We start from the raw sequence: 25,607 nt of genomic DNA, 5'->3' as shown, positions 1-25,607 counted from the left end.
AACAGTCAGCACACCTGTGTTACCTCTTGTACCATACCGGAGGTAACATAGGTGTTACGTGCCCGCCAGCCACCACCACCTGCATACTTGTTAAAATCATTTGATTATCAGCTAAAATAGACTTATAGTCATGTAGGGATTATTCATAGCTTCATGGGGAACTATACAACAATCCCTTATCAGGCTAAATGTATTGATTTAAAACCATTTACATTCACAATAGGTCTTATTGATACATCAATACGGGAGACTGATGAAAATTATGCAAATATGAAAAAGTACCAGGTAGTCTTGCGTGTCATCCTATGTATGTTTATGCTGGCGCAGGGGCTAAACCCCGCCATGGCACAAAGCGGCGATCAGATATTGGATGGCATTGGTGAAACGGGAATGATTGCACGTTATGTTTTTAATGGAGATCTTAAAGACTGGTCCCGCAATAATCTACACGCCAAAGCCCCCGGTGATGCCATCCGGTTTATCAATGACGACCGGTTCGGGAAGGTATTGTCCCTGCCGGGAACCAGCAATGCCTTCGTAACACTTCCGGGAGAAGCACTAACAGATCTCGAATCGCTCAGTATATCAGGATGGATATACCTGCGCGGGAAACAACGCGGCCAGCGTTTCTTTGATTTCGGACAAGATACAATCAAACACTTCTTTTCAGCACCCACCGGCACTACCACGCAGGAAGGCTATCAGTCGCTGATCACGGCAAAGAAAGGTAATAACAAAGGGGCCGTTGCACCGGCCATCCCACTCAATAAATGGGTGCATCTTGCCATCGTGATAGACGTGGCCTCAAAAACAATGGTGATATATGTGGATGGTAAACCAGCTGGTGAGGCCAAAGATATCCCTTCAGAACTCTCAGCGGTCTTTGGTGAGCCTTCGGGCAATAACAGATCATTGTATATCGGCAGGTCATTATCACCGGAAGATCCCTATCTCAATGCGATGATACATGATTTCCGTATTTACCGCGTGGCGCTGAATAAAAGACAGGTAGCTGGCATCTATAATAATGCACAGAAAGGTATTAATGAAGGGTCAGTGAATACAACAGGTAAACAGGAGGATGATCTGCCTCATTTTCCTGCCAATGAGCAACAGTTGTATAATAGTTATCTGGTAAAAGTGTCGGATGTGGCAGTCGTAACAGCAGTTGGTAATCTGCCCCGGCTGCCCAGTTATGTGCAGGGTACCTACCGGAATAATATGAAGGGTCCCCTGGTACGTGTATTGTGGCCTGCGGCAATAGATAACAGCGCTGTGCTTAAACCGGGACACTACACCATCACAGGACGTGTCGCAGGAACGGATTTCCAGCCAAAAGCAGTTGTGACAGTGAAGAAATCAACCCCATTGCGTACCCCCCGTATGCAGCTGGCGGCATTTGATCTTACGCAGGTTTCTTTAAAAAACGATGCTCATGGCCATGAGACAAAGTTTACCGAAAACAGGGACAAATTCATCAGGACACTAGCCACTACTGATCCTAACTCCTTCCTGTATATGTTCCGGCACGCTTTCGGGCAGCCGCAGCCTGAAGGCGCAAAACCACTGGAAGTCTGGGATAGTAAGGATACCAAATTGAGAGGCCATGCTACCGGCCATTACCTGACAGCAATCGCCCAGGCGTACGCCAGCACTGGCTATGACACAGCCATTCAGGCCAACTTCTCCCGCAAAATGCAGTATATGGTTCATACCCTATACACATTATCGCAATTATCAGGTAAAGCGAAAGAGGCAGGTGCACCCTTTGTGTCCGATCCAACGGCAGTGCCCAAAGGCGCAGGAAAGGCTACCTATGACTCTGATCTGAGTGATGAGGGTATACGAACCGATTACTGGAACTGGGGAACAGGATTTATCAGTGCTTACCCACCGGACCAGTTTATCATGCTGGAAGGTGGCGCCCAATATGGTGGACAGAAAAACCAGGTATGGGCGCCTTACTATACGCTGCATAAAATCCTGGCCGGCTTACTGGATGTATATGAAGTAAGCGGAAATAAGGAAGCCCTGTCAGTGGCTACCGGCATGGGTGATTGGGTATACGCCCGTCTCAGCCGGTTACCACAGGATACGCTGATCAAGATGTGGAACACCTATATTGCGGGTGAATTTGGGGGCATGAATGAGGCAATGGCCCGTCTGTACCGCATCACCGGTGAATCCAGGTACCTGAAAACAGCTCAGTTATTTGATAATATCAAGGTATTCTTTGGCGATAAGGCACATTCACATGGATTAGCCAGGAATGTAGATATTTTCCGTGGACTGCATGCGAATCAGCATATTCCTCAGATTGTCGGCAGCATTGAAATGTACCGTGTATCTAATAAACCAGCGTATTACAATATAGCGGATAACTTCTGGTATAAGGCGGTTAACGACTATATGTACAGTATCGGAGGTGTGGCAGGTGCACGGAACCCTGCGAATGCAGAATGTTTTATTAGTCAGCCGGCGACATTGTACGAGAACGGCTTCTCTGAAGGCGGACAAAACGAGACCTGTGCCACATACAATATGCTTAAACTGACCAGTGATCTCTTCCTCTTCGATCAGCGGGCAGCGTTAATGGACTATTACGAGCGTGCACTATATAACCATATTCTGGCGTCAGTAGCCAAAGACAATCCTGCTAATACATACCATGTGCCACTTAGACCCGGATCTATGAAGCAGTTCGGCAATCCGAATATGACTGGCTTTACCTGTTGTAATGGCACGGCTATTGAAAGTAACACCAAATTGCAAAACGCCATCTACTTCAGAAGCAAAGATGACCAGGCGCTGTATGTAAACCTGTATATCCCTTCTACATTGCAATGGACAGAGCGGAAGGTGACCGTAGAACAGACCACCAACTTTCCTCATGAAGACAACACCCGTCTGACTATCAGGGGTAATGGCAAATTTGATATCCATGTGCGGGTGCCTGGCTGGGCCACCAAAGGGTTCTTTGTAAAGATCAATGGTCAGGAACAGACCCGCAAGGCTATACCGGGAAGCTACCTGAAAATAAGCCGTGACTGGAAAGATGGCGACGTAATAGAGCTGAAGATGCCTTTCCAGTTCCACCTGGATCCGGTGATGGATCAGCAGAATATTGCCAGCCTCTTTTACGGCCCGGTATTACTGGCCGCTCAGGAGCCCGCGGCAAGAACAACCTGGCGGCAGGTCACCCTGGATGCAGCCGACATCAGTAAATCCATTAAAGGAGATCCTCAGCAGCTGGAATTTACGATCGATGATGTGATCTTTAAACCGTTCTACGAAACATACGGAAGACATTCTGTTTACCTCGATGTGCAGTTAAAATAGTCCGCCGGACGATAAACGAGCGGTGGGCCTACTTCATACAATAAGCACCCCGCTCGTTTAAAAAATATTTAAGCCAGGCTCACTTTAAAGTATCTTTTTCTGATGATCAGAGAAACGACCCAGGTGGTTATCAGGATCACCAGGATCATAATTTTAAGCCCGTTCAGTTCCGAAAACAGATTATTCAGTGAGTGAAATGCTGCTACTGCAAGCAAGGATGCCGTCGTATCAGCCACTTTCCCGATCCCCCAGGTACCGAGTATGATAATACCGAAGAACAGCAGATTGGAGCTGGTCAGATCAAAGTTGAGGTGCCAGAGGAACCATAAGGTAGCCACGATCAGTATGGACACGATGGGGGGCAATGATTTAAGCTCCTGTTGTAAAAATCCACGCCATCCGATCTCTTCCATGAGCCCGTAGACCAGGATAGCCGAAACTGCCACAAAGGAAATGCTTCCTTTCATAAAGAATTCAATGCCACAAATGAGGGCAATGGGGAATACCCAGTATAAAGCGAATGGAGCGATCAGTTGTTTGTAATTCCCTTTTAATGAGAGCACAGGCTTTATTCTGAATACAGAAAAGGCAACAAGGGCGCCAACTGCCGGGCCTATCCCACGCAGCACTACCCTTAAAAAGTCATTTGATACAGCGTCCAGAAGTGGCGTCTTAGTGGCCAGATAACGAAGTGCTACTGCAATAATGTAAAAAGTAATGATAGCGGGATAATTAACTTTATTCTTCATTTCTATATTTGGATTACCAGTCAAAAGTAGAAATATAAGTCCGCTAAAAAATTGACGAAAGGTAAGAAAGTGATCGCTCAGGAAATCTTCTTCCTGATACGGCTCAGGCTCTCGGCAGTAATACCAAGGTAGGAACAGATAATTTTAAGGGATGTACGCTGGAATATCTCAGGCCGTTCACTGATCAGTTTCAGGTACCTCTCTGTCGGTGAAAGGGTCAGTAAGCTTATCTGCTCGGATTGCTTGCGGATGAACATGGCATCTGAAAGAGATTTGCCAATAAAAATACCTGTTGCTGATCTGGCATACAGGTTATTCAGGTCCTGATGACTGATAGACCAGACGATGGTATCTTCCAGTGCCTGGGTCTTTATGACATTGGGTACCTGGGTCAGAAAAGACAGATAGTCGCTGAAGATCTGTTCTTCATAATACAGATTGATACAGGTATCCTTTTCATTTGCATGAACGAAATGCGCAACGGAACCTGAGATCAGGATGTTGAGGTACTTTTCTGTTTTATGATATTCCTTTATAATGTCGTTTTTCTTAAACGTGCGCGGGTGCAGGTATTCCGCGAATGCGGTCCATAAACTTACATCCGCTTTATAGAATGGGTCAAATATTTCCTTAATCCTTTTAGCTGTTGGTTGCTCCATAAACAGAATGTGATACGTTAGTAAACCTGGCCAGGTTATCTCTGCTGCAAATGTAAAGGATATTGTGCTAACTGCGTTTAGAAGGGAAGGTTATACTGTCCGTAGAGCGCCTTGTTCTCAATGCTCTTCGCGAAGTTAGGCGTTTCCTCCCTGTTATGGGCATCAGAGGCTTCCTGTCTGGCTCTTGCGGCGTCCTGCAGACTGATTCCATGCCCTTTTATAAAGTCCAGAAATGCCGGGGTTGCTGTGGCATGAATAGTATTAGTGTACCGGGTAGTATTGTCGTCAATACGCTCGGCCCTCAGCTCCCATAATACCTGTACTTTTGATCTACCACTCGCCGTTATCGTATCAGAAACGGACAGCATACGGCAGTAATCGGGTTGATGAACCGTTGCTACGTAATGCTGTATGACAAGTGCGTTACCAATGGTTTCAACATTGATGGACATGGGTACCCCATCAAAAGTGGCCGTGGCGCCAGCAGCTATGTGATTGACAGAGCAGCGTTGGTATTCGGCATCAGGCAGATTGAGTAACCAGTCCGCAATATTTACTTTTTCAATAGGCGCATTAATGATGGCGCTTACGGATGATTCGGATAGTGCATTATCAGGTGTCTGCCTGATCTCGGTAGTAGTTGTGTTGTTTTGATTCAGTGCCTGAGTGAGTACGTCTTTCATCTTATTACTGGTTTAAAGTGTATAGTCAGTATTTAAAACCGTGTTTAAATCTGTTTGTTAGTGACACGTCAAATGTACTCAGGAGAACTGACCCGGAGGGTTTATTTCGCCGAATGGGTACTTCTGATAGCCGGGAAGCAAAACCGGGACGCCGGTGCAGAAAGATGGTACTGTTTATCCATCCAGGTGAAAGCGATCGTGCTCTGGCTATGGATGAGCACATGAGAGAAATTAATAAACTTCCCATGATAGAACGACCTTTACACTGCTGCTTCTTACATTTAAAATCTCTATAATGAAGCTGAAACTTATTTTATCATATTAGCTAATCAACGACAAAAGTGAACACAATACCGGTGGCTGCGGAAGAATATGTGTTCGATAGATGCAAAAACGAAACGGGAACCTTATTTGAAAGGTATACTTTTCGGAGTTCGGCCATAAGCGAGGAACAAGGGAATGGCCCGGCTGGCGGCGGAAAAAGCGAAGAGTGCTGAAAACGGTCATTAAAAAGATCATTATACAAAAGAAGCCTCAGGCCATAGAACCTGAAGCTTCCTCTTCAACCAATGGATGAAGACCGGCTATTCAATCGCGAAACTTACTAACAGAGAGATATATTGATCATCAACTGGCTTAAAGTAAAAATTTTCCTCTACTGTTGTTTCCTGTGGGGTAAGGTCTGTTACACCTGATACGGCGCCCAGTTTTTTGTTGAGTGTCCTGGCAATGATTGCCGCTTTCTCTCTGCTATTGCGCAGGGCGGCTTCGAAGAGCTTCTCATCTTTCACCACAGGTTTGAACTTTACCCTTGCACTGGTGATATTAATAACACTGCCATTCGCCAGTCTGGTGACCTTCAGTATTTCGTCCTGCGAACGGGCCGTGAAAGTGTATAAACTACCTTCCCTGAAAAGCTGCAAGGCCTGGTATCTCATCTTATCTTCCCTGAACTGACTTTGATCCAGCCCCGCCTCCTTTGCCTTCTTGAAAAAGCTGTTTTTAAGGTCGTCGAAAGACTTTTTACTTTCAATTTCTCCGTACTCCACTGCTATGGTAACATCCACCAGGTAGGCATCCACTTCGCGGTTCACTTTAGCGATGCCATTCACCTGAATGGTGTTCGGCCGTATCTCCTGTGCATGGCTTCCCAATGCCGACATCGCTATGATGGCGGCCATTATTACGTTTTTCATCCTTGATAGTTGAGTAGTGAAAAAAAACTAGGCAATCGTAAAGAGGAAAGACGCAACGATCATCCATGCGCCGACGATGATACCCAGTATACCCAGTTTACCCTGTTTTGGTGCTACCTGTGCACGAATACGTACGGCCTTTTCCCTGGCCTTTTCATTGCCGGAGAGGAAGAACTTGTTAATAAGCGGGAATCCGAGTAAAAAGCCCAGGCATGCTTCCACCAGGCTGCCTGCAGTCAGGGTGATCCACCAGATAGGCGCAGCCGTAAGCCAGCCTACGTTTAAAACGGCGGTGACAAGTCCCCAGATACCCCAGAAACAAAACACAATTCCAATCCATCCCTGGTATGGCGCTACCTTTTCCAGCAGCTCCTTAGCATTAGGCTTCCGGGATAATATAAGAGAAGGAACGGCGATGATACTCAGCAGGATTAATGTTATTCCGTAGATCATGATGTTGCATTTATAGTTAAGAAATGGTTTGACACGGGATTGTTCCGTTTTGTTATGCAACAAAGGTAGTCCCGTGCCAGGTGGAGAGCAACATCGTATCCAGTGAAATCCGATACCCTGTTTTCAGGGGGTTAGCTGAGGAGCCCCAGCTTGACCGCGTACCTGGTGAGTCCGGCAAGATTTCGCACTTTCAGTTTAATAATGAGGGTTTTACGGTAACTCTCAATAGTGTGCTTGCTAAGAAAGAGTTTATCAGCTATTTCCTGTGTGGTGTACTCTTCGGCTATCAGCTTAAGCACATCCTTTTCACGCGAGGTAAGCATTTCAAGGGTTTCCTTCTCCTTATTGAATACACTCTTCAGGTATTCCTGCTTCACCGCTTCTGAAAAATATTTGCTTCCTTTAAGGATGGTTCTTACAGCTTCCAGTAATTCATTTGAATCAGCATTCTTTGATAAAAAGCCGTCTACGTTATTCTGGATGAGCGCATCGATCATATTTGCATCAGTGTGCATACTTACCACCAATGTGCTGATCTCGGGTCTTTTCTCCTTGATGTAGTTATTAAGTGTGATGCCATCCATATCCGGCATGCTGATGTCTGTAATAACGAGATCTACCTGTTCACCCGGATGCTGATCAAGATACTTCACAACCAGCGCTCCATTATGGGCATAATAACATACATCAATATCATTTTCCTGCGCAAGCAACCTCATAAGACCTTCCAGAAACAATTTATGGTCGTCAGCAAGGATAATATTATACTTCACAATATTCCTGATTTAAGGGTATTTCAATGTCAATTACTGTGCCTTTCGAAGGAAAAGAGTCGATAGTGAAAATCCCATCGAACAGTTTCACACGTGTTTGAATATTCTGAAAACCAAGGCCGTATTTCACCGTTTCCAGCGAAAATCCCTGACCGTTATCTTCAAATAACAGCTTCAGCATGCCGTCCAGCTGTGTGAGTTGTATTTCTACTTTAGTGGCCTTACTATGTTTTAGCGCATTGGTGATCAGTTCCTGAATGATCTTATAGATCTCTACTTTCAGAGAAGTTTCGATCCTGTCAATCTCCTCATTGGGAAAAGCATGAAAAGTGATAGCAGCATTACCAGGCACGTTGAACTGCCTGATATAGCCGGCAATGAGTTCTGCATAGCCGGTGTTACTGAATTGCGGCGGAACAAGATCATGAGAAAGGTCACGTACCTGGTGATAGGTATCGTCCACCTGCCGGATAAGGTTCTGCAGCTTATCCGTTCCCGTGTGATTAGAGAGTTGTAATTTGATGGCAGCAAGGTTACCGCCAATACTATCATGCAATTCACCGGCAATCCTTTTCCTTTCTTTTTCCTGTCCGCTGACAGAGGCTTTGAGTAACTCAAGTTCCTTGTCCTTCAGCAGCGCCGCGATCTCCTGCCGGTTCATTTCTTCCAGCGTAGTATTCAGCTTGCTCTGTGCCTGCAGTTTTTGATAATACATGTATAGCAAACCGATGACTGGAAGCAGGATAACAAGGAACCCGATCAGCAAACTATATTTTACTGTTTTCTGGTAGTTTAATTCATTTTCCTTGTTCAATATCTCTTTCTCCTTCCGGGCAGTTTGATATTTTATTTCCAGCTCGTTGATCTCCCGCTTATTCTGCCTGGTGAGCAATTCCTGGGAGACGCCCAGATACTGTGTCATGAGCGCATACGCATTTTGATAATCGCCCATAGCAGCGTGTACGTTACGTAAACTGTTCAGTACTTTCAACTGTGCTTTCAGATCGTTCCATTGAAGCGCATTGGAATAGACCAGGGACAAAAGGGCCCTTGCATTATCGTACTCCTTTTGAGCGATCAGGAGGTCTCCCATCCTTTGTCCTGCTTCAATATACAGATCGTAAAACTGGTATTGCTGCGCCTTATTCTTCACTTCGTTATAGATCGAATAGGCATTTTCACCCTGCTGGTTATATTCCGCAATAATACCCAGTGTCAGTTCTGCCTTCAGTTCCTTCTTTTCCTGCTGTTGCTGCCGGAAATATACCAATGCTTTTTCAGTGTACTGTTTCGCCTGCGGCAGATCTTTTTGTTCAAGGAAAATAATTCCCAGCCTTTCATATACCAAATGCTTCAGTCGTTCATCAGGCGCCGTGTCCAGCAGATCCTTATATGCGGCTATCGCCTTCTCATGCTCGTGACGGGCAGCATATACGTTTGCAATACCCAGTTTATTATCATTAACAGCCGCCTCGTTACCGAGAGACGCTGCAATCCTTAGCCCCTGAAGATAAAAGCGCAGGGCTTCGTCGTACAGTCCTTCCTCATTATACGCGTTGGCGAGCGTAAGATAAAGGAAAACCTGGCAGGAGAGCCGGTCCGCTGCCGGCAGCTTGCTTTGATTCAGGTCACCGATCAGATCCAGTGCATAAAGTATCACCGAATCGGTCGTACCATGAGTGGCATGGAAAGACAATAACGGCTGTATTGCCTGTATTTTGGTTTTAACATCGGTAGCAAGATGTACTTTTTTAAAAAGAGAGTCTGGTGTCTTTACAGGCACCCCGGCATAACCCGTGAAGCCGGCATCATTTTGTGCCAAACAGGGAAAGGCAGGCATCAGCAGACTAGTAAAAAGCAGGGCCAGCAGACGGTTTCGCCAGGTTTGGACAGATATGGTAGTTGCTTTGATCAAGAATATATTGTTGTTTGGGCGACGAAAGATAATAAATATCACAGGCGTAGACAAGTCAGCGATTCAGACGAGACTGAAAATCCGGTACTACCGGGCTATAGAAGCGTAGTAGTGCCGGCATGTGCCGGCAACTACCGTTCGTTATCTGCGTATTTAGGCTGCCGATGCGCACTATATGTAAGCAGGTAAGAAAATGTTCTACAAATTCAGTTTCAGACCACCATTTACAACAAAACCATCCAGTGGTGAATAGATCTCCCGGAATACCGGCCGGGTGACTGTCCCATTGTAAATGCTATCAAATCTGGTTTGCCGGGTATCGAGGAAGTTCTCGAAATTGACAAACAATGAAAAATGTTCCCACAGTTTTTCCGCCATAAAGCCACATATCCAGTATGACTTACCTGTTGTACCGTCACTTAGCTGCTGTTTGCTGTAATAATATGCCTCCAGTCCGATCTTCCATTTTTCCTCGACCTCATACATCAGTACGTTATTGAGCCTATGTCTGGCGGTCAATGGCTGCTGCATTTTTATTCCATCGTTATTTAACCGGGCGTCTGTGAAGGTATATCCTAAAAATAGCTTAAAGTCGCCATAGCTTACCTTAACATTTGTCTCCCATCCCTTTGTATCTATATAACCCTTCACGTTAGACAGGCGATATGGGTTCCCGGCTGACCCTGTGAGTAGTAGCGGATCATTAATACGTGTATAGAAAAACAGCTGATTGATGCCCAAACCTACTCTATCTTCAAACAGGGAGGTGCGGTAGTTTACGTCAAAATTGGCTCCATAGGATCGTTCCAGTTTGTTGCTCTCACTGTTAACAGGCAATAAGGCTCTGTACTGTATTCTTTCGGTCTCTTCTGTGAATATGGTAGGTGTTTTATATCCCAAACCGCCGCCTATTCTGGAAGAAAATTTTGAAGAAAACTTCAATAAAGCAGCAATCCGGGGCAATAATGCAACTCCATAATCATTGACATAATCGCCACGAAGCCCGGTTTCAAGCTGAAACAGTGCACTTACCTTCCATACATTCTGCACGAATAATCCTACCGTATGCTGATCGTAGTTACGCTTTGCAATAGTATCATCCGGCTGCTCGCTAAAGTTATCGGTGTATGCATTGAACCCTACTATCCAGTCTGTCTTTTCAAACTGCTTACTGTAGGTTGCCTCCGTATAAGAAGATATCTGTCTTCCGTCAAATACATAGTCTGGTATAGACAATTTGCGGTTAAAATAGTTTACCGAGTTCTTTATCCGCAGCCTGCTGCTCTCATCAAACGCGTGGTCAAAAGAGAGCTGCGTAGAGAAACGCTGTGTTTTATTCTTCTCAAAATAACTATGTGTGCTGTCTCCTTTACCTTTAATGTACTGAATATCGCCACCGGTACGATCTTCGATAGCTGCATTCACGCCGAAGTTCAGCGTCGTACGGGGACCAGCATAGATAAACAACTTTGGATTAAGCACATACCGTTCAAATTGCGGAATGGCTGTAAATCCGGTATTAGAAGGATCGTATGGTTTGTTACTGTTACGGGAAGCGAAAACAGTAACACCTACCTTGTCAAACCGTTGTCCGTAAAAGCCGTTAAGATCCAGTCCTCCTGCGGAAGTACCATTTATCAAAAAGCGCAGTTCCTTTTCTTCAGCGGGCGATTTCGAGATTAAATTCACCAATCCTGCTATAGCACCTCCGCCATATAAGGTAGAAGCCGACCCTTTGATCACTTCCACCTGCTTCAGATCTAACGGAGGAGTTTGCAGTAATCCAAGTCCGCCGGAAAAACCTGCGTAAAGTGGGAATCCGTCTTTCAATAGTTGTGTGTACCGGCCGTCCAGGCCTTGTATGCGAATACTGGCGTTAGCTGAGGTGGCTGATACCTGCTGCGTCTGAATACCGGTACTCTCATTGAGCATCATTCTGATATCTCCCGGTTTCATATTTCCCTTTTCCTCCAGCTCCTCGCCCGCAATGAATTCAACCCGTGTTGGAATATCTGTTATACTACGGTTACTACGGGTAGATGAGATCACTACTTCCTCTAGTTCTTCACCTTCCTTCTCCAGTAATATTTCCAGTGTATCGGACGCCTGCGGGAACAAAATGGTGTCCGTTCTTTGTTGATATCCGAGAAAGCGGAATGCAATCACCTGTTCACCACAAGGAATATCATTAATCGTTACAAAGCCGTTATTGTCAGACTGAGCCACTTTTGTAGTATGCAACCGAACAGCGGTCGCCCCGGGTAAACGCTCTTTTGTATCAGCGTCTTTTACAATGGCCTTTAGTGCATATTGCCCCATGCACAGCTGTGTAAAAAACAGCAGCGCCGTGGCACTGTATAATTTCTTCATTCTTTGATTAGAGCTATGTAATAAAATGCGCCGCCTTATTTTAAAGACAGCTGAAAGTAAAATAGTGCAGTTTAAGAAAATATAGTCTGTGGGGGTTGCCAGACAGCAGCAGCGAATGTCGGTAATGATTTATCAATATAGCTAAATAACAGCTTCTTTTCAATGCCAGTTGGAAGGGGTATATTGACCGTATGATTTACGGCAACCAGGGCATGACAGGCAGTACAGGAGAAAAAAGGACTGCAGGGTAGCCCGGGTTTAGAATTATCTGCATGGTCGTGATGTGCTCCGCTTTCAGCCCATGCATATTCCTCCCTGCAACAGGCGTCATTTCCGCAACAGGGGATACCTGACAGCAGCAGGACATATATGGAAGCAAGGATCATCAGCCATTTCATGACGCAAATATAGTATCTCATTCGTTACAAGTGTATACTTTCAATATTGATATGCTGATCCTTTTATCAGTTACTTTAACAGGGATATACAACAGTACACATGCAACAATGTTGAAATATTAGTTATTGCAGATTTACACGTATGTAATACCTTTATACCCGTAATGCGTTTTCTGGCTATCATATTATCATTATTCATTTTACTGGAAACAGTTGCTCCCTGTTGTCTCTGGGACAGCTGTGCACAGGAGACGACCTCTTCAGAGAAGGATGGTAACAAAAGCCAGGGAGATTGTTCTCCGTTTGCAGCAACGTGTTCAACCTGTGTTGCCGGCGCCAATGTACCGGAAATACAATCTTTCAGTATGGAAGCGCCCTTACAATTTATAAAGCATGTAGCAGGGCCGCTCAGCTTCATACTTTCCACCTATAGCGAGCCCCATTACCAGCCTCCCAGGGTCGCCTGAGCTTCCCATATTCAAGGGCGTTCCTCTTCGCCTCTATCCATCAAATAATTAAATAACAATGCCGTATTAAGCTGACCAATTGCTTAATGCCAACCTGTACCCATCAGTCTGCATTTAATGGTCTGTCCATTAAGCATGCCTGCATTTGCCATATACCTGATATGACACAGGGGAACAGCGGAAACCTTACAAATATGTTAGACAGGATCATTCAGTTTAGTATAAAAAACAAACTGGTGATTGGTTTCTTCACGGTAGCACTGATCTTCTGGGGCGTATGGAGTGCGCTTCAGTTGCCCATTGATGCTGTGCCCGATATTACCAATAACCAGGTACAAATCATCACCAATGCCCCTACCCTTGCGACGCAGGAAGTTGAACAGTTCGTTTCCTATCCGGTGGAGCAAAGTATTGCCAATCTCCCTGATCTGGCCGAAATACGTTCTATATCGCGTTTTGGCCTTTCCGTAGTGACAGCTGTATTTGATGATGATGTAGACGTCTATTTCGCGAGACAGCTCATTAATGAACGCTTACTGGCTGTAAGGGATCACATCCCGGCAGGTGTAGATATGCCTGAACTGGCGCCTGTGAGTACAGGATTGGGCCAGATCTATGAATATGTGCTCCATCCGGCGAAAGGAAGTGAGCATAAATATAATGCCACCGATCTGCGGACTATGCAGGACTGGATCGTCGCCAGACAATTATACGGAACACCCGGAGTGGCAGAAGTAAGCAGCTTCGGAGGTTTGCTGAAGCAATATGAAGTTGCAGTCGATCCTAATCGTCTGAAAGCTATGAATGTCAGCATCGCTGATATCTTCAGTGCATTACAGAAAAACAATGAGAATACCGGTGGTGCCTACATTGATAAAAAGCCCAATGCATATTTCATCAGGGGAATTGGTCTGGTCAACTCTCTGGATGATATCAGACAGATCGCTGTTAAGAACACCGGAAGCGTACCAGTATATGTTAAAGACGTAGCAGATGTCCGTTTTGGCAGTGCTGTACGTTATGGGGCCATGACCCGTAATGGTGAAGGAGAAGTTGTCGGTGGTATTATCATGATGCTTAAAGGTGCCAATAGTGCTGATGTTGTAAAGAAAGTAAAAGCCCGCCTGGAACAGATCAAACGATCGCTGCCAGCCGACGTTACCATTGAACCATACCTTGACAGGACCACCCTGGTGAACCGGGCTATCAGCACTGTAGAAAGAAACCTTATTGAAGGTGCACTGATAGTTATCCTTGTACTTGTATTGTTCCTGGGTAATTTCAGAGCGGGTATAATTGTGGCCTCCGCCATACCGCTCTCCATGCTGTTCGCACTTGCATTAATGAACATCTTCGGCGTATCCGCTAACCTGTTAAGTCTGGGTGCAATTGACTTCGGGCTTATTGTAGATGGCTCTGTTATCATTGTCGAAGCCACATTGCATCATCTCGCTATGCGAAACAATAAAGGAAAACTGACGCAGGAGGAAATGGACGAAGAAGTGTTTGTTTCCGCCTCCAGGATCCGTAATAGTGCAGCATTCGGAGAAATCATCATCCTTGTGGTATACGTTCCGATACTGACACTTGTGGGTATAGAAGGAAAAATGTTCAGGCCAATGGCACAGACAGTAGGATTTGCGATCATCGGTGCATTAATATTATCCCTCACCTACATCCCGATGATGTCCGCATTGATGCTGCCTAAACAGATGCGTCACAAGGTTACGTTTGCAGACAGGATGATGCATTTCTTCCAGCGAGTATATAGTCCGGCATTAGAATGGGCTATCAGATTAAAATATGTGGTAGTAGGAGGCGCGGTCGTACTAACCGCTGTTACCGTGCTGCTCTTTAGTCGTATGGGAGGTGAATTTATCCCCCAGTTGCAGGAAGGCGATTTTGCATTCCATTGTATCCTTCCGGCCGGTTCATCCTTACAGCAGAGCATAGAGACATCTATGCAGGCTTCCCGCCTCATTAAAACATTTCCGGAGGTAAAAGAGGTAATTGGAAAAACAGGGAGTGCAGAAATACCGACCGACCCTATGCCACCTGAAGCAACGGATCTGATCGTGACACTAAAAAATAAAGATGAGTGGACAAGTACTGACGATTACAATGAGCTGGCCAGTATGATTGAGCATAAACTGGAAGCAATACCCGGTGTATTCTTTGAAGCCAATCAGCCGATACAAATGCGTTTTAACGAACTAATGACGGGTATCAGACAAGACGTCGCCATCAAGCTCTTTGGAGAGAATATTGACACACTCGCTGCGTTAGCGCCCGGGATCGCGAAAATTATCGAATCGGTGAAAGGGTCCACTTCTCCTCAAATTGAACAAACAACCGGTCTGCCACAAATCACAGTTGAGTATGACAGGAGCCGGATCGCCAACTATGATCTTAATATTGCTGATATCAACAAAATTGTCAGTGCCGCATTCGCGGGAGAAGTGGCCGGATCAGTATTTGAAAATGAGCGTAAGTTTGATCTGGTGGTAAGATTGGATACAGTCAACAGACAGTCTATTGACGACGTGGCCAATTTATTTGTTCCATTGCCTAATGGCAGCCAGATACTCCTCAGTCAGGTAGCAAAAGTGAGCTTCAAAGACGGTCCGGCGCAAATAAGCAGAGAAGATGCAAAACGAAGGCTGGTGATCGGATTTAATGTAAGCGGCCGGGATGTAGCAACAGTAGTGAAGGAGATCCAGGAAAAACTGGCTACCTATAAGCTGCCTACAGGATATTATCTCACCTATGGCGGAACATTTGAAAATCTGCAAAAAGCATCCGCGAGATTACAGATCGCTGTTCCCGCGGCACTGTTGCTGATCTTTATGCTACTTTATTTCACCTTCCATTCCTTTAAACAGGCATCGCTTATTTTCACAGCGATCCCCCTGTCAGCAATAGGTGGAGTCGCTGCGCTTCTACTAAGAGGTATGCCATTCTCTATCTCTGCTGGTGTCGGCTTTATTGCGCTGTTTGGTGTTGCGGTACTGAATGGCATCGTATTAGTTGCAACATTCAATAGCCTGGAAAAAGAGGGCGTTACTGATCCACTTGAAAGGATACGGCGAGGTACGATGGAGCGACTGCGCCCCGTACTGATGACGGCCACAGTTGCCTCACTTGGATTTCTCCCGATGGCTATCTCCACCGGCGCCGGAGCGGAAGTACAAAAGCCATTGGCCACAGTTGTTATCGGGGGACTCATTACGGCGACCCTACTCACACTGATCGTATTGCCACTATTATATCTCCTCTTTAACAAACCAGCAAAGATGAGTATAGCTGGAATGACAAAAACACTGCTCCTGTTAATATGCCTGGGTGCTGCAACTGCCACTCGTGCACAGCAGGGCGCTCCTGCGTCACGCATCACATTTCAGCAGGCATATGAGAAGGCATTGCAGCACAACCTGCAGGTAAAAGGGGCTGAACTGCAGTTACAAAAAAGTGAGGCGCTTGGCAGAACGGGATTCACCATTCCTAATACCGGCATATTTGCGGAGAACGAAGATCTGAGACCCAGTGACAGCAGGGGAATATTAAAGATCGGTGTGTCGCAGACACTCGACTGGCCGGGCCTCTATAAGGCCAGAAGAGAGGTATTCAATGAACAACGCAGATCATTTGAATATAACAAACAAGCGAAGGTACTTGATTTAAGAAGAGAGCTGTCCAGTGCTTATTACTCACTTTGGTACCTGCAAAGTCGCGAACGGTTATGGATAAAGCTGGATAGTATATATTCCACGCTCTCCGCAGCATCGGTACTGAGAGCCCGCACCGGAGAATCGGCCGGTCTGGATAGTATTGCAGGCATTGCCAAGGCAAGAGAGACTACTGTGCAACTTCAGCTGATCGCGAAAGACATAGAAGCGCAACAGGAAACATTGAAAAAACTGATGAATACCGACAGTCCTTTTATGCCAGAGAACAAGCATCTGGAGAAAATGACGGTCGCTGATACTGCCAACAACTACGAAATGCATCCGCTACTATCGTTGCAGGCGCAGAACATTGCTATTTCTGCGGCTGAACTGCGGGTCACAAAACGCTCCCGTATGCCTGACTTTCAGGGACGTTTCTTTACACAACGGCTATACGGAATGAGCAATCCCTATTCAGGTTTCTCCGTCAGCGTGGGTATTCCCCTGTTGGGCAGGGGGGCTTATCGTCATTCGGTGAAAGCATCCGAACTCGAAATGGCGTACCAGCAGTCTTTATTGTCATACCAGCAACTGGCGATTGGCACATCGTACCGACAGCTATTAAAAGAAGTCAGCAAAAACGGAGAATTGCTACGTTACTACGAGTCCACCGGATTACAACAGGCGGACGCCATTATTAAGGCGGCGGGACTAAGCTACAGAGCCGGTGAGATCAGCTTTGCCGAGTTATCCCAATTCCTTACCCAGGCAATCGATATTCAACGTAATTATCTGGACGTACTCAACCAATACAATCAGTCCGTTATCCAGTTCAACTACTATACTAACAGGTAAAAATATTATAATGCGAAGACTACTTCTTTTTTTAATAACAGGTGCAGCACTGGCTTCATGCAGCAACAGCAGGAAGGAGCCGGAAGCCCTAAAGGAGACCGAAGCTCACGAGAATACAACAATTGCTGAAATAACACAGGAGCAGGTAGACGCTGTAGGCATTCAAACGGATACCGTACAGTACAGGGACCTGACCAATTCGATTAAAGCGAATGGTATGCTGAACGTTCCTAACCAGAATAAGGCAATTGTCACTTCAGTTATCGATGGCGTCATCAAAACATTACACGTATTACCTGGTGATTATGTCAAACAGGGACAGGTAATAGCGACATTGACGAATCCGTCACTGGCGAAGACACAGCAACAGCTACAGGCGACGCTGGCACAGATCAAACTGACAGCAACAGAGCTGCACAGGCAGGAAGAACTGGTACAGGGGAACGCGGCGCCCATGAAAAATCTTCAGCGTGTACAGACGGAACTAACCACCTTAACGTCCAGCCGCAATGCCTTGCAGCAGGAGTTAGCAGCCATGGGTGTTTCGGTGAATGCTGTTGCTAATGGCAAGATTAATACGACTGTTGCCATCACCGCTCCTATCAGTGGGACCATCAGTTCCGTATCAGCACAAATAGGTTCGCAGGTCAATGCATCAATGCCCATTGCACAGATCGTCAATAATTCCGAACTACATCTGGACTTGTTTGTGTACGAAAAAGATCTCCCATTACTTAAGACCAAACAGAGCATTAGCTTTACACTTACCAATAATCCTGGTCAAAGGTATGACGCGGAGATCTTTTCCATTGGTACGGCATTTGAAAACAATACCAAGACCATTCCAGTACATGCTGTTGTAAAAGGAGAAAAAAGCGGATTGATAGAGGGTATGAATGTAACAGGGATCATTAACACAGGTACATTATTCCTGCCTGCTGTGCCTACAGAGGCGATCGTCAGTCATGCAGGTCAGGATTACGTATTTATCCTGCAAAAGAAAGTATCTACCCGGGCGGACAAATCTGGAGGAGACGGTACGGTATATTTCTTTGAAAAATGGGCTGTCGCCAAAGGTATAACGGACATGGGATATACTGCGATCACACCGGTTGAACCAATTCCTGCGGGCGCGTTACTGGTTACCAAAGGAACCTTTTTTGTATTAGCTAAACTCACCAATAAAGGTGAAGAGGAATAATCAGTCTCTAATCAATTGTTATGAATAATAAGACCTCCGCAAACAATATTGAAACGCACCACGAACATCGGATAATAGCTAATAATCGTACTCATGATCACGATGAGGACGGGCATGACGGGCATGATCACGGAGCTGCTGGCGGCAGTAGCTCCATCCGGGAACACATTGACCTGATAGCCGCGCTGGCTATCCTTGTTGTTGTACTGATACTCGAATATGGCTTTAACATCACCTTTTCCCAGCCTGTTTCCTTAACCATCAATCTGGCGGCTTATCTGCTGTCGGGGTGGAAAGTACTCCGAATGGCATGGAGGAAGGCTACACGAGGGGATGTGTTTAATGAATTTGTATTAATGAGCGTTGCGACAATAGGTGCTTTTATCATAAAAGAATATCCTGAGGGTGTTGCCGTAATGGTATTCTACAGTATTGGTGAATGGTTCCAGGACGCAGCTGTTAACAGGGCAAAAGCCAATATCAAAAAGATGCTGGATATTCGTCCGGAAGAAGTAACTGTTATAAGAGAGGGTAAGGCCGAAATGATACATCCGTCAGCAATAGCTATAAATGAAAAAATACAGGTTAAACCGGGAGAAAAGGTAGCACTGGACGGGCTGCTATTATCTGATAGCGCCTCCTTTAATACAGCAGCATTAACGGGCGAAAGTAAACCGGATACAAAGTACAAGGGAGACCCTGTATTAGCGGGTATGGTCAACCTGAACACCGTGGTGGAAATAACAGTGACCACTTTGTTCAGGGATAGTAAGCTAAGCCAGATACTGGACATGGTCCGGGATGCAACTGCGCGTAAGTCCGAGACGCAGTTATTCATATCCCGGTTTGCGAAGATATATACACCTATAGTATTCTTTCTTGCGCTTGCCGTTGCTGTATTGCCTGTATTTTTTGTAGAAAGTTATGTCTTTCAGACATGGTTCTACCGCGCACTTGTTTTTCTTGTCATTAGCTGTCCATGTGGTCTTGTCGTATCTATTCCCCTGGGATACTTTGGCGGAATTGGTCTGGCGGCGCGGAACGGTATACTGCTTAAAGGAGGTAATTTCCTGGACGCGCTGACGAAGGTGGATACCATTGTGATGGATAAAACAGGGACATTGACGAAAGGCGTCTTCAAAGTCCGGAAAGTAGTTGCGGCAGGTATGAGCGAAACCGAGTTGGTGAAGTTAATAGCAGCACTGGAAAGCGCTTCCACTCATCCTATTGCACGCGCCATCGTGGAATATGCCGGCGATCAGATACCACTACCCAAAGTTGATGAGATGGAAGAAATAGCGGGACATGGATTGAGCGGCAATGTAGAAGGCAAAACAATACTGGCAGGAAATGTAAAACTGCTGGAGAAGTATGGCATACCATTCCCTGATGACGTACGCCAAGAGGTGGATACAATCGTTGTAACTGCTGTAAATGATCAATACACAGGTTACATCACTATAGCAGATGAGGTCAGGGAAGACGCAAGGGAAGCGGTAGCAGCCATGCATTCGCTGAAATTGAGAACTGTCATGCTATCGGGTGATAAACAGCGTGTAGTAGATAAAGTGGCCAAAGAGACGGGGATCCAGGAAGCATATGGAGACCTGTTGCCAGATGGTAAGGTAAAAAAAGTAACAACACTAAAAGCGAACGGCGCCAAAATAGCTTTCGCCGGGGACGGCGTTAATGATGCGCCAGTCGTAGCGTTGGCAGATGTTGGTATAGCAATGGGTGGTTTAGGAAGTGATGCGACAATTGAAACGGCAGATGTAGTTATACAGAATGATATGCCATCCAGGATAGTGACTGCTATCAGGTGCGGCAAAATTACCCGCAATATTGTCTGGCAGAACATCATACTGGCGATGTCCGTTAAGATCGCTGTGCTGGTGCTGGGTGCAAGTGGGGTTGCTACTTTATGGGAGGCGGTCATCGCGGATGTAGGCGTCGCGTTACTGTCCATCATTAATGCGGTTCGTATACAACGCACTAACATGGACGATTAAACAGCTCCTGTTTGTTAGTAGCGTACCTATGCTAATTGTTGCATCACGACCAGGCATCCGGGAAAGCACCATTAGCTACGGACCCGGACAAAATAAATACTGCCTATTTTAAGAAACATCAGTATTTTAGAGTGCCAAGAGAGCTGGTCACTGGAATACAGATGAACATTGAACGATTAGCTGAGAGCGTTATAAATCCCCAATAAACCATATTACAGGTATGTTGCTCAATAAAAGCATCTCAATAACATATTTTATCAATCTCATAAAATGGGATCTTGCAGCTATCGCGGCATATGCCATCGTCGCCGGATCTTTAGATCATTATGGGATGTTGAAAAATTTCTCCATTCCACTTGCCATATCAGCGCTGATAGGAACGATGTTGTCATTACTGCTCGCATTTAGAACATCTCAGTCTTATGAACGCTGGTGGGAGGCGAGGGTTATCTGGGGGGCTATTGTCAACGACAGCCGCACACTAATCAGACAAGTCAGACTCTTCATGCCTCAGCAGGAAGCATCAGCGATTGTTGCAACATTTGCTCACCGCCAGATTATATGGTGCTATGTACTGTCAGAGTCTTTAAGAGGCACGCCTTCTTCGGAAAAAGTCAAGGCACATCTGTCAATGTACATGACAGAGAGCACAAACTGGCCGAATTTCCTCATGAACAAACATGCGGAGGTACTGGCCGATGCTACTGCGCAATTCAATCTTGATCCCAACAGACAGGTTCAGATAGACGCTACGTTAGCCAGATTATGTGACTCGATGGGTAAATGCGAAAGAATAAAGAAAACGGTATTCCCGAAATCGTATAGCTTACTGATCCATTTTCTGATCTATGTATTGATGACCATACTGCCCTTTGGGCTAGAGGATAGGTTAAAATGGATGGAAATAGTGATCGTATTTCTGGTGCCAATGCTGTTTATCGCTATTGAACAAACGGCAATTATCATGCAGGACCCTTTTGAGAATAAGCCAACGGACACACCTATGACCACCATCTGTCAGACAATCGAAACCAATTTACTTGAGATCATTGGCGAACCAGCTCCTGTTTTCGTAAAAAATGAAGACAGCTATTATATTATGTAGGCTTACAAATCTATGGAATAAATACGGTACTGCTGTCTGGAACAGCAATGCACTAAAAGACTATTCATCAAAGCCCGGTTTTCTTTTGCTTAAGAAGCCGGGCTTTTTATTGATGACATCAGACGTCCAAGCCGGCTATTACGCCTCCTTTATACCTGATAGCATATTGCTATAACCGTCCCGTTGGCACCTCTCCCCTCTTCATTGCCGCTACCTGCACCGATTCAAACGCAGACAGATGCAGCTGTTCATCAAACTGATAACAACGGAAAAGCTCCGTAATAAAATGCATACGATCAGTGAGATCGCCCCAGTCTTCAGTACCGCTTTCTTTCAAGCTATCAGGGGTCGTATCAATTCTTGTCATCAATTCAACCAGGTCCTTACAGGAAAGCTTGCTTAGCTCCCTGGGGTAGGTACGCTGCAGGTCTTTGGATAACAATAGTCTCTCATGCGGCAGACTAAGCGTCATCAGGCAGGCGGTAATCTGCTTCCGTACTATGTGCTGCAGCTCCGTTGTCAGTCTGTCAATTGCGGCCTCCAGGCGGGAAGCCTTTCCGGTAGCTTTCAGATAGAGCAAACGTACCTGCGTACGCCAACTTCCGGGAGGAAATAAGAAATCAATCACCTCTTTGCGAAAAGCATCTTTTCCTGTAAACGCAGCATTAAGAGAATCCAGGATTTCCGGTTGTAACCTTGTTTGCTCATGAAATCCGATCAGCAGGTTTGCCAGCAGTAATTTTTCCAGGCGTAATTGTTCGTCATGCTCGAAAAAAGCCATATAGTAATTTGTGAAAGCGCTTTTTAAATATTGCTGCCCGTCAGGCGGATCACCATCACGCATTTCCCTGCAAAACGATTCACAACCTGGTAAATCGGGTTCCGCATGGTCGAAGCAACTAGTAATAAACCTGGCGAACTGAAAGCCTATCTCTTCAAATACCTTTTTATTTCCCCTGGCCACTGCCTCGGCTGTCCGATCAACGATGCGTCCAAGCAGACTATTCTTTACCAGCATATGAAGCCTGGCGCTCAACCCGGCGCCAATACCCATTTCCGCCGCAATGGCAATAAGTGCCTGAAATTCTTTCAGCAGTCCAATATCAACCCGAGCTTCAAGTGTACGCTGCAGGTCTTCTTTCCGGATACTCTGCCCGGCCTGCTTGGACGCCCATGTGGCGAAGGTGCACCAATTCGCTACCGCCCCTGTACGGGACATGATAATCTGCGAGAGCTCGTAATAAGATTGTGTAATGAGTACATTGCGCAGTACAGGGTCATTAATCAGGGCTATCCGTTGGATATCTGCCATATTTGGGGTATACATAACATGCATTTTATATCACGAAAATAATAAATGAACTTATTATTTTTGTTGTCAAACCATAAATACCCCATGCGCGCTATATTATTCGACGGTTATGAGCAGACAATGAAAGAAATCATATTGCCAGCAGAAACAGCCATTCGATACCAGCAGGTAAAAGAGCTCCTGCACACCGATACAGTTGACATGATACATCCGAATAAACGACTCACTATGCTGTTTGATCCTCTTGCCTTTACCAATGCAGGTCTTCCGGCATTCCGTGTAGGGGTGCTGGAGGCATTCCCATTTTTTGGCAACGTCATTTGTGTCGGTCGCAATTCAATCACGTATCAGATAGAAGATTTACCTGCAGCAGTTACATGCGATCATTTTCAAGTCACCTGGTATGATGAAACAGCCTCAGAGGAATGCAGAAAGAAGTCGATGCAGATTGGTATTGATAACTATAAAAGCTAGCTGTTGGAATATGCTTTTAATAAAGATCCATTATAATGCTGGGCTACTCGAAATGAGGAAAAGACGGGAGCCCGAAGCGTTGCATGCCGACCAGGAATCGAATTATAAAAAACTTTTCTGGCGAAGGACTTTGAAAATTTCATCAGAGGTCTTGTAAGTGAAGAAACATATGACACCTATGCAGATTTCTTTGGGCATTGGTTTGATGAAAGAGTGAAGAGTAAACAAATAGCACAGACAAGGCCATTTTTAAAGGGAATGAACATCGTGCCGCCAAAGCAGACAAGAGACTCTAACCTACCAATCGTTGATATAAGCAGTATGTGAAACTCCCTAAAAGTGAAAACGCTCCAAGTTCAAGAACTTGAAGCGTTTAATTTTCTGTGATCCCGCTGGGACTCGAACCCAGGACCCATACATTAAAAGTGTATTGCTCTACCAACTGAGCTACGGAATCATTCCCTTTCTTTTCGATCGGGGTGCAATGATAGGCAATAATTTTAAATATCAAGCACTTTATTTAAAATATTTTCAATAAAAAACAACCATCATCACCACAAATACCCGACAGACGTACATTACAGCTATTTTAAAAAAACATCAGAAAAAACGCCGCCGCAGAAAAATATCCAGTACAAATGACATCATTCGCTAAAACCTATACGGTCTGTTCGCGGGAAACCCATGCCTTATGCCGTATTCCCCAGTGCTGTAACTGCTCCATTATGGGCACCAGCTCTCTACCGATCTCTGTCAATTCGTATTCAACACGTACGGGTACCTCTGCATATACCGTACGTACGATCAGCTGCCTTTGCTCCAGCTTTTTCAACTCGAGTGTGAGTATACGTTCTGTAATAGTAGGCAGTTCCTTTTTCAGTTCTCCAAATCGCCGTGTGCCGATCGCCAGGCAGCAACAGATAGCAACGGTCCATTGCCCGCTGATCTGATTGGCAGCATAGATCTCAGGGCACTCCGCCTCCAGCAACTGCTTATTCTCCTGATGGGTGGATGATGATTTGATCTTACTCATAGTTACACTTTTGTTAGTTCCTTACATTCAGCATCTGATGTACACACAATTTACAAAGTTAGATACTTTTGTGAAGTGATAAAAAAGCAGCGACATGAATAAAACATTGGTAATAGTGATACACCCGGATCTGGCGGGCTCAAAGGTGAACAAAAGATGGATAGAAGTTTTACGTGATCAAAAAGAATTATACACTGTACACGATCTGCATGCCAGTTATCCGGACGGAAGAATAGATATTGAGCGGGAACAGGCATTATTATCAGCACATGACAACATCATCTTCCAGTTTCCATTCTATTGGTTTAATTGCCCGCCCTTATTTAAAACATGGCTGGATGAGGTACTCACCTACGGATGGGCTTATGGTAGCAAGAGCGGCTATAAGCTGCAACACAAAAAAATTGCGCTGGCTATTTCAGCTGGCGTTGATGAGGAGGATTACAATCAGGGAGCCAGGTATAAATATACCCTTCAACAACTAACAACACCATTTGAGCTCACTTTTGACTATGTGAAGGCCGATTACCGGCCGCTCTTTGCGTTCTATGGAGCAGAACACCATGCAACAGAAGAACGGATCGAACAAAGTGCGAAAGACTACCTGATCTTTCTCCGGAAATTGGCAGCGCAGTGATGACATCGCCAGTTACAATATCGCATAATGAAAAAGCACATCTTCCTGATTTCCATGAGAAGATGTGCTTTAATTGTTAGCAGGTGCAGCGTATTAACCAGGCATTCCGCTTTTATTGATAGTTAAGGATAAACTTACAGTCCTTTGCACAGACAATGTTTCTCCAGTAGTAGCTGCACATCATCTCCGTGCATCGGCCTGTATACCCTATCGGCTGCATGATGCAGCGCCTCACATGCCAGATCGATCTGTTCATCGCCAGGTACCTGATGCCCCGTTCCTGTATGCGTAAGAATTGTTAGGATCTTAGGGTA

General features: G+C 45.4%; 19 protein-coding genes and 1 tRNA gene. 8 read left to right on the top strand and 12 right to left on the bottom strand.

Features of this window, described 5'->3' with window-relative positions:
- Positions 1–270 precede the first annotated feature (270 nt).
- Positions 271–3,339 (top strand): beta-L-arabinofuranosidase domain-containing protein, encoded by a 3,069-nt coding sequence (locus GWR21_RS29560; protein WP_162335289.1) that lies wholly within the window; start codon positions 271–273, stop codon positions 3,337–3,339.
- A 68-nt stretch (positions 3,340–3,407) separates the two neighbouring features.
- On the opposite strand, the gene GWR21_RS29555 is transcribed toward GWR21_RS29560, so the two are convergent.
- The 9 genes from GWR21_RS29555 to GWR21_RS29515 all read right to left on the bottom strand — a co-directional run bounded on the left by GWR21_RS29555 (position 3,408) and on the right by GWR21_RS29515 (position 12,556).
- Entirely contained in the window at positions 3,408–4,088 is a 681-nt protein-coding gene (locus tag GWR21_RS29555; protein WP_162335288.1) for a CPBP family intramembrane glutamic endopeptidase, read from the bottom strand.
- A gap of 77 nt (positions 4,089–4,165) precedes the next feature.
- Complete coding sequence (locus GWR21_RS29550; RefSeq protein WP_162335287.1) at positions 4,166–4,747, bottom strand: Crp/Fnr family transcriptional regulator; 582 nt, start codon at positions 4,745–4,747, stop codon at positions 4,166–4,168.
- 77 nt (positions 4,748–4,824) lie between these two features.
- Positions 4,825–5,430 carry a hypothetical protein gene (locus GWR21_RS29545; protein ID WP_162335286.1) on the bottom strand — a complete coding sequence of 202 codons (606 nt, stop codon included), beginning with the start codon at positions 5,428–5,430 and terminating at the stop codon, positions 4,825–4,827.
- A gap of 584 nt (positions 5,431–6,014) precedes the next feature.
- Entirely contained in the window at positions 6,015–6,626 is a 612-nt protein-coding gene (locus GWR21_RS29540) for an SIMPL domain-containing protein (RefSeq protein WP_162335285.1), read from the bottom strand.
- A gap of 27 nt (positions 6,627–6,653) precedes the next feature.
- Positions 6,654–7,079 (bottom strand): hypothetical protein, encoded by a 426-nt coding sequence (locus GWR21_RS29535; protein WP_162335284.1) that lies wholly within the window; start codon positions 7,077–7,079, stop codon positions 6,654–6,656.
- A gap of 131 nt (positions 7,080–7,210) precedes the next feature.
- Positions 7,211–7,852, bottom strand: a complete 642-nt coding sequence (locus tag GWR21_RS29530) for a response regulator (protein WP_202929010.1) — start codon at positions 7,850–7,852, stop codon at positions 7,211–7,213.
- Entirely contained in the window at positions 7,842–9,767 is a 1,926-nt protein-coding gene (locus GWR21_RS29525) for a tetratricopeptide repeat-containing sensor histidine kinase (RefSeq protein WP_162335283.1), read from the bottom strand. The genes GWR21_RS29530 and GWR21_RS29525 overlap by 11 nt, the downstream gene beginning before the upstream one ends.
- Before the next feature lie 198 nt (positions 9,768–9,965).
- Entirely contained in the window at positions 9,966–12,137 is a 2,172-nt protein-coding gene (locus tag GWR21_RS29520; protein WP_202929009.1) for a TonB-dependent receptor, read from the bottom strand.
- 71 nt (positions 12,138–12,208) lie between these two features.
- A complete protein-coding gene (locus GWR21_RS29515; RefSeq protein WP_162335282.1) occupies positions 12,209–12,556 on the bottom strand; it encodes a hypothetical protein in 348 nt (115 codons plus the stop codon).
- 143 nt (positions 12,557–12,699) lie between these two features.
- Here GWR21_RS29515 and GWR21_RS29510 point away from each other — a divergent pair, with 143 nt between their 5' ends.
- From GWR21_RS29510 to GWR21_RS29490, 5 genes are all read left to right on the top strand, one after another.
- Positions 12,700–13,002, top strand: a complete 303-nt coding sequence (locus GWR21_RS29510; protein ID WP_162335281.1) for a hypothetical protein — start codon at positions 12,700–12,702, stop codon at positions 13,000–13,002.
- A 194-nt stretch (positions 13,003–13,196) separates the two neighbouring features.
- Entirely contained in the window at positions 13,197–17,522 is a 4,326-nt protein-coding gene (locus GWR21_RS29505; protein ID WP_162335280.1) for a CusA/CzcA family heavy metal efflux RND transporter, read from the top strand.
- 10 nt (positions 17,523–17,532) lie between these two features.
- Complete coding sequence (locus tag GWR21_RS29500) at positions 17,533–18,723, top strand: efflux RND transporter periplasmic adaptor subunit (RefSeq protein WP_162335279.1); 1,191 nt, start codon at positions 17,533–17,535, stop codon at positions 18,721–18,723.
- A 20-nt stretch (positions 18,724–18,743) separates the two neighbouring features.
- On the top strand, positions 18,744–20,732 hold the full coding sequence (locus GWR21_RS29495) for a heavy metal translocating P-type ATPase (protein WP_162335278.1): 1,989 nt from the start codon (positions 18,744–18,746) through the stop codon (positions 20,730–20,732).
- A 220-nt stretch (positions 20,733–20,952) separates the two neighbouring features.
- On the top strand, positions 20,953–21,837 hold the full coding sequence (locus tag GWR21_RS29490; protein ID WP_162335277.1) for a bestrophin family protein: 885 nt from the start codon (positions 20,953–20,955) through the stop codon (positions 21,835–21,837).
- A 169-nt stretch (positions 21,838–22,006) separates the two neighbouring features.
- On the opposite strand, the gene GWR21_RS29485 is transcribed toward GWR21_RS29490, so the two are convergent.
- Positions 22,007–23,164, bottom strand: coding sequence for a hypothetical protein (locus GWR21_RS29485; RefSeq protein WP_162335276.1), 1,158 nt, complete (start codon positions 23,162–23,164; stop codon positions 22,007–22,009).
- A gap of 69 nt (positions 23,165–23,233) precedes the next feature.
- Between GWR21_RS29485 and GWR21_RS29480 the strand changes: the two genes are divergently transcribed.
- The gene (locus tag GWR21_RS29480; RefSeq protein ID WP_162335275.1) at positions 23,234–23,623 is read left to right on the top strand and encodes a hypothetical protein; all 390 of its coding nucleotides are present in this window, start codon (positions 23,234–23,236) and stop codon (positions 23,621–23,623) included.
- Between the two features lie 384 nt (positions 23,624–24,007).
- On the opposite strand, the gene GWR21_RS29475 is transcribed toward GWR21_RS29480, so the two are convergent.
- Positions 24,008–24,080 (bottom strand) — tRNA-Lys (locus GWR21_RS29475).
- A 201-nt stretch (positions 24,081–24,281) separates the two neighbouring features.
- A complete protein-coding gene (locus tag GWR21_RS29470; protein ID WP_162335274.1) occupies positions 24,282–24,656 on the bottom strand; it encodes a winged helix-turn-helix transcriptional regulator in 375 nt (124 codons plus the stop codon).
- A 94-nt stretch (positions 24,657–24,750) separates the two neighbouring features.
- On the opposite strand from GWR21_RS29470, the gene GWR21_RS29465 reads away from it, so the two are divergent.
- On the top strand, positions 24,751–25,293 hold the full coding sequence (locus GWR21_RS29465) for an NAD(P)H-dependent oxidoreductase (protein ID WP_162335273.1): 543 nt from the start codon (positions 24,751–24,753) through the stop codon (positions 25,291–25,293).
- Positions 25,294–25,607: the final 314 nt, after the last annotated feature.

Source organism: Chitinophaga agri (assembly GCF_010093065.1).
Classification (GTDB): Bacteria; Bacteroidota; Bacteroidia; order Chitinophagales; family Chitinophagaceae; genus Chitinophaga; species Chitinophaga agri.
This window is presented reverse-complemented; position numbering and strand designations above follow the sequence as displayed.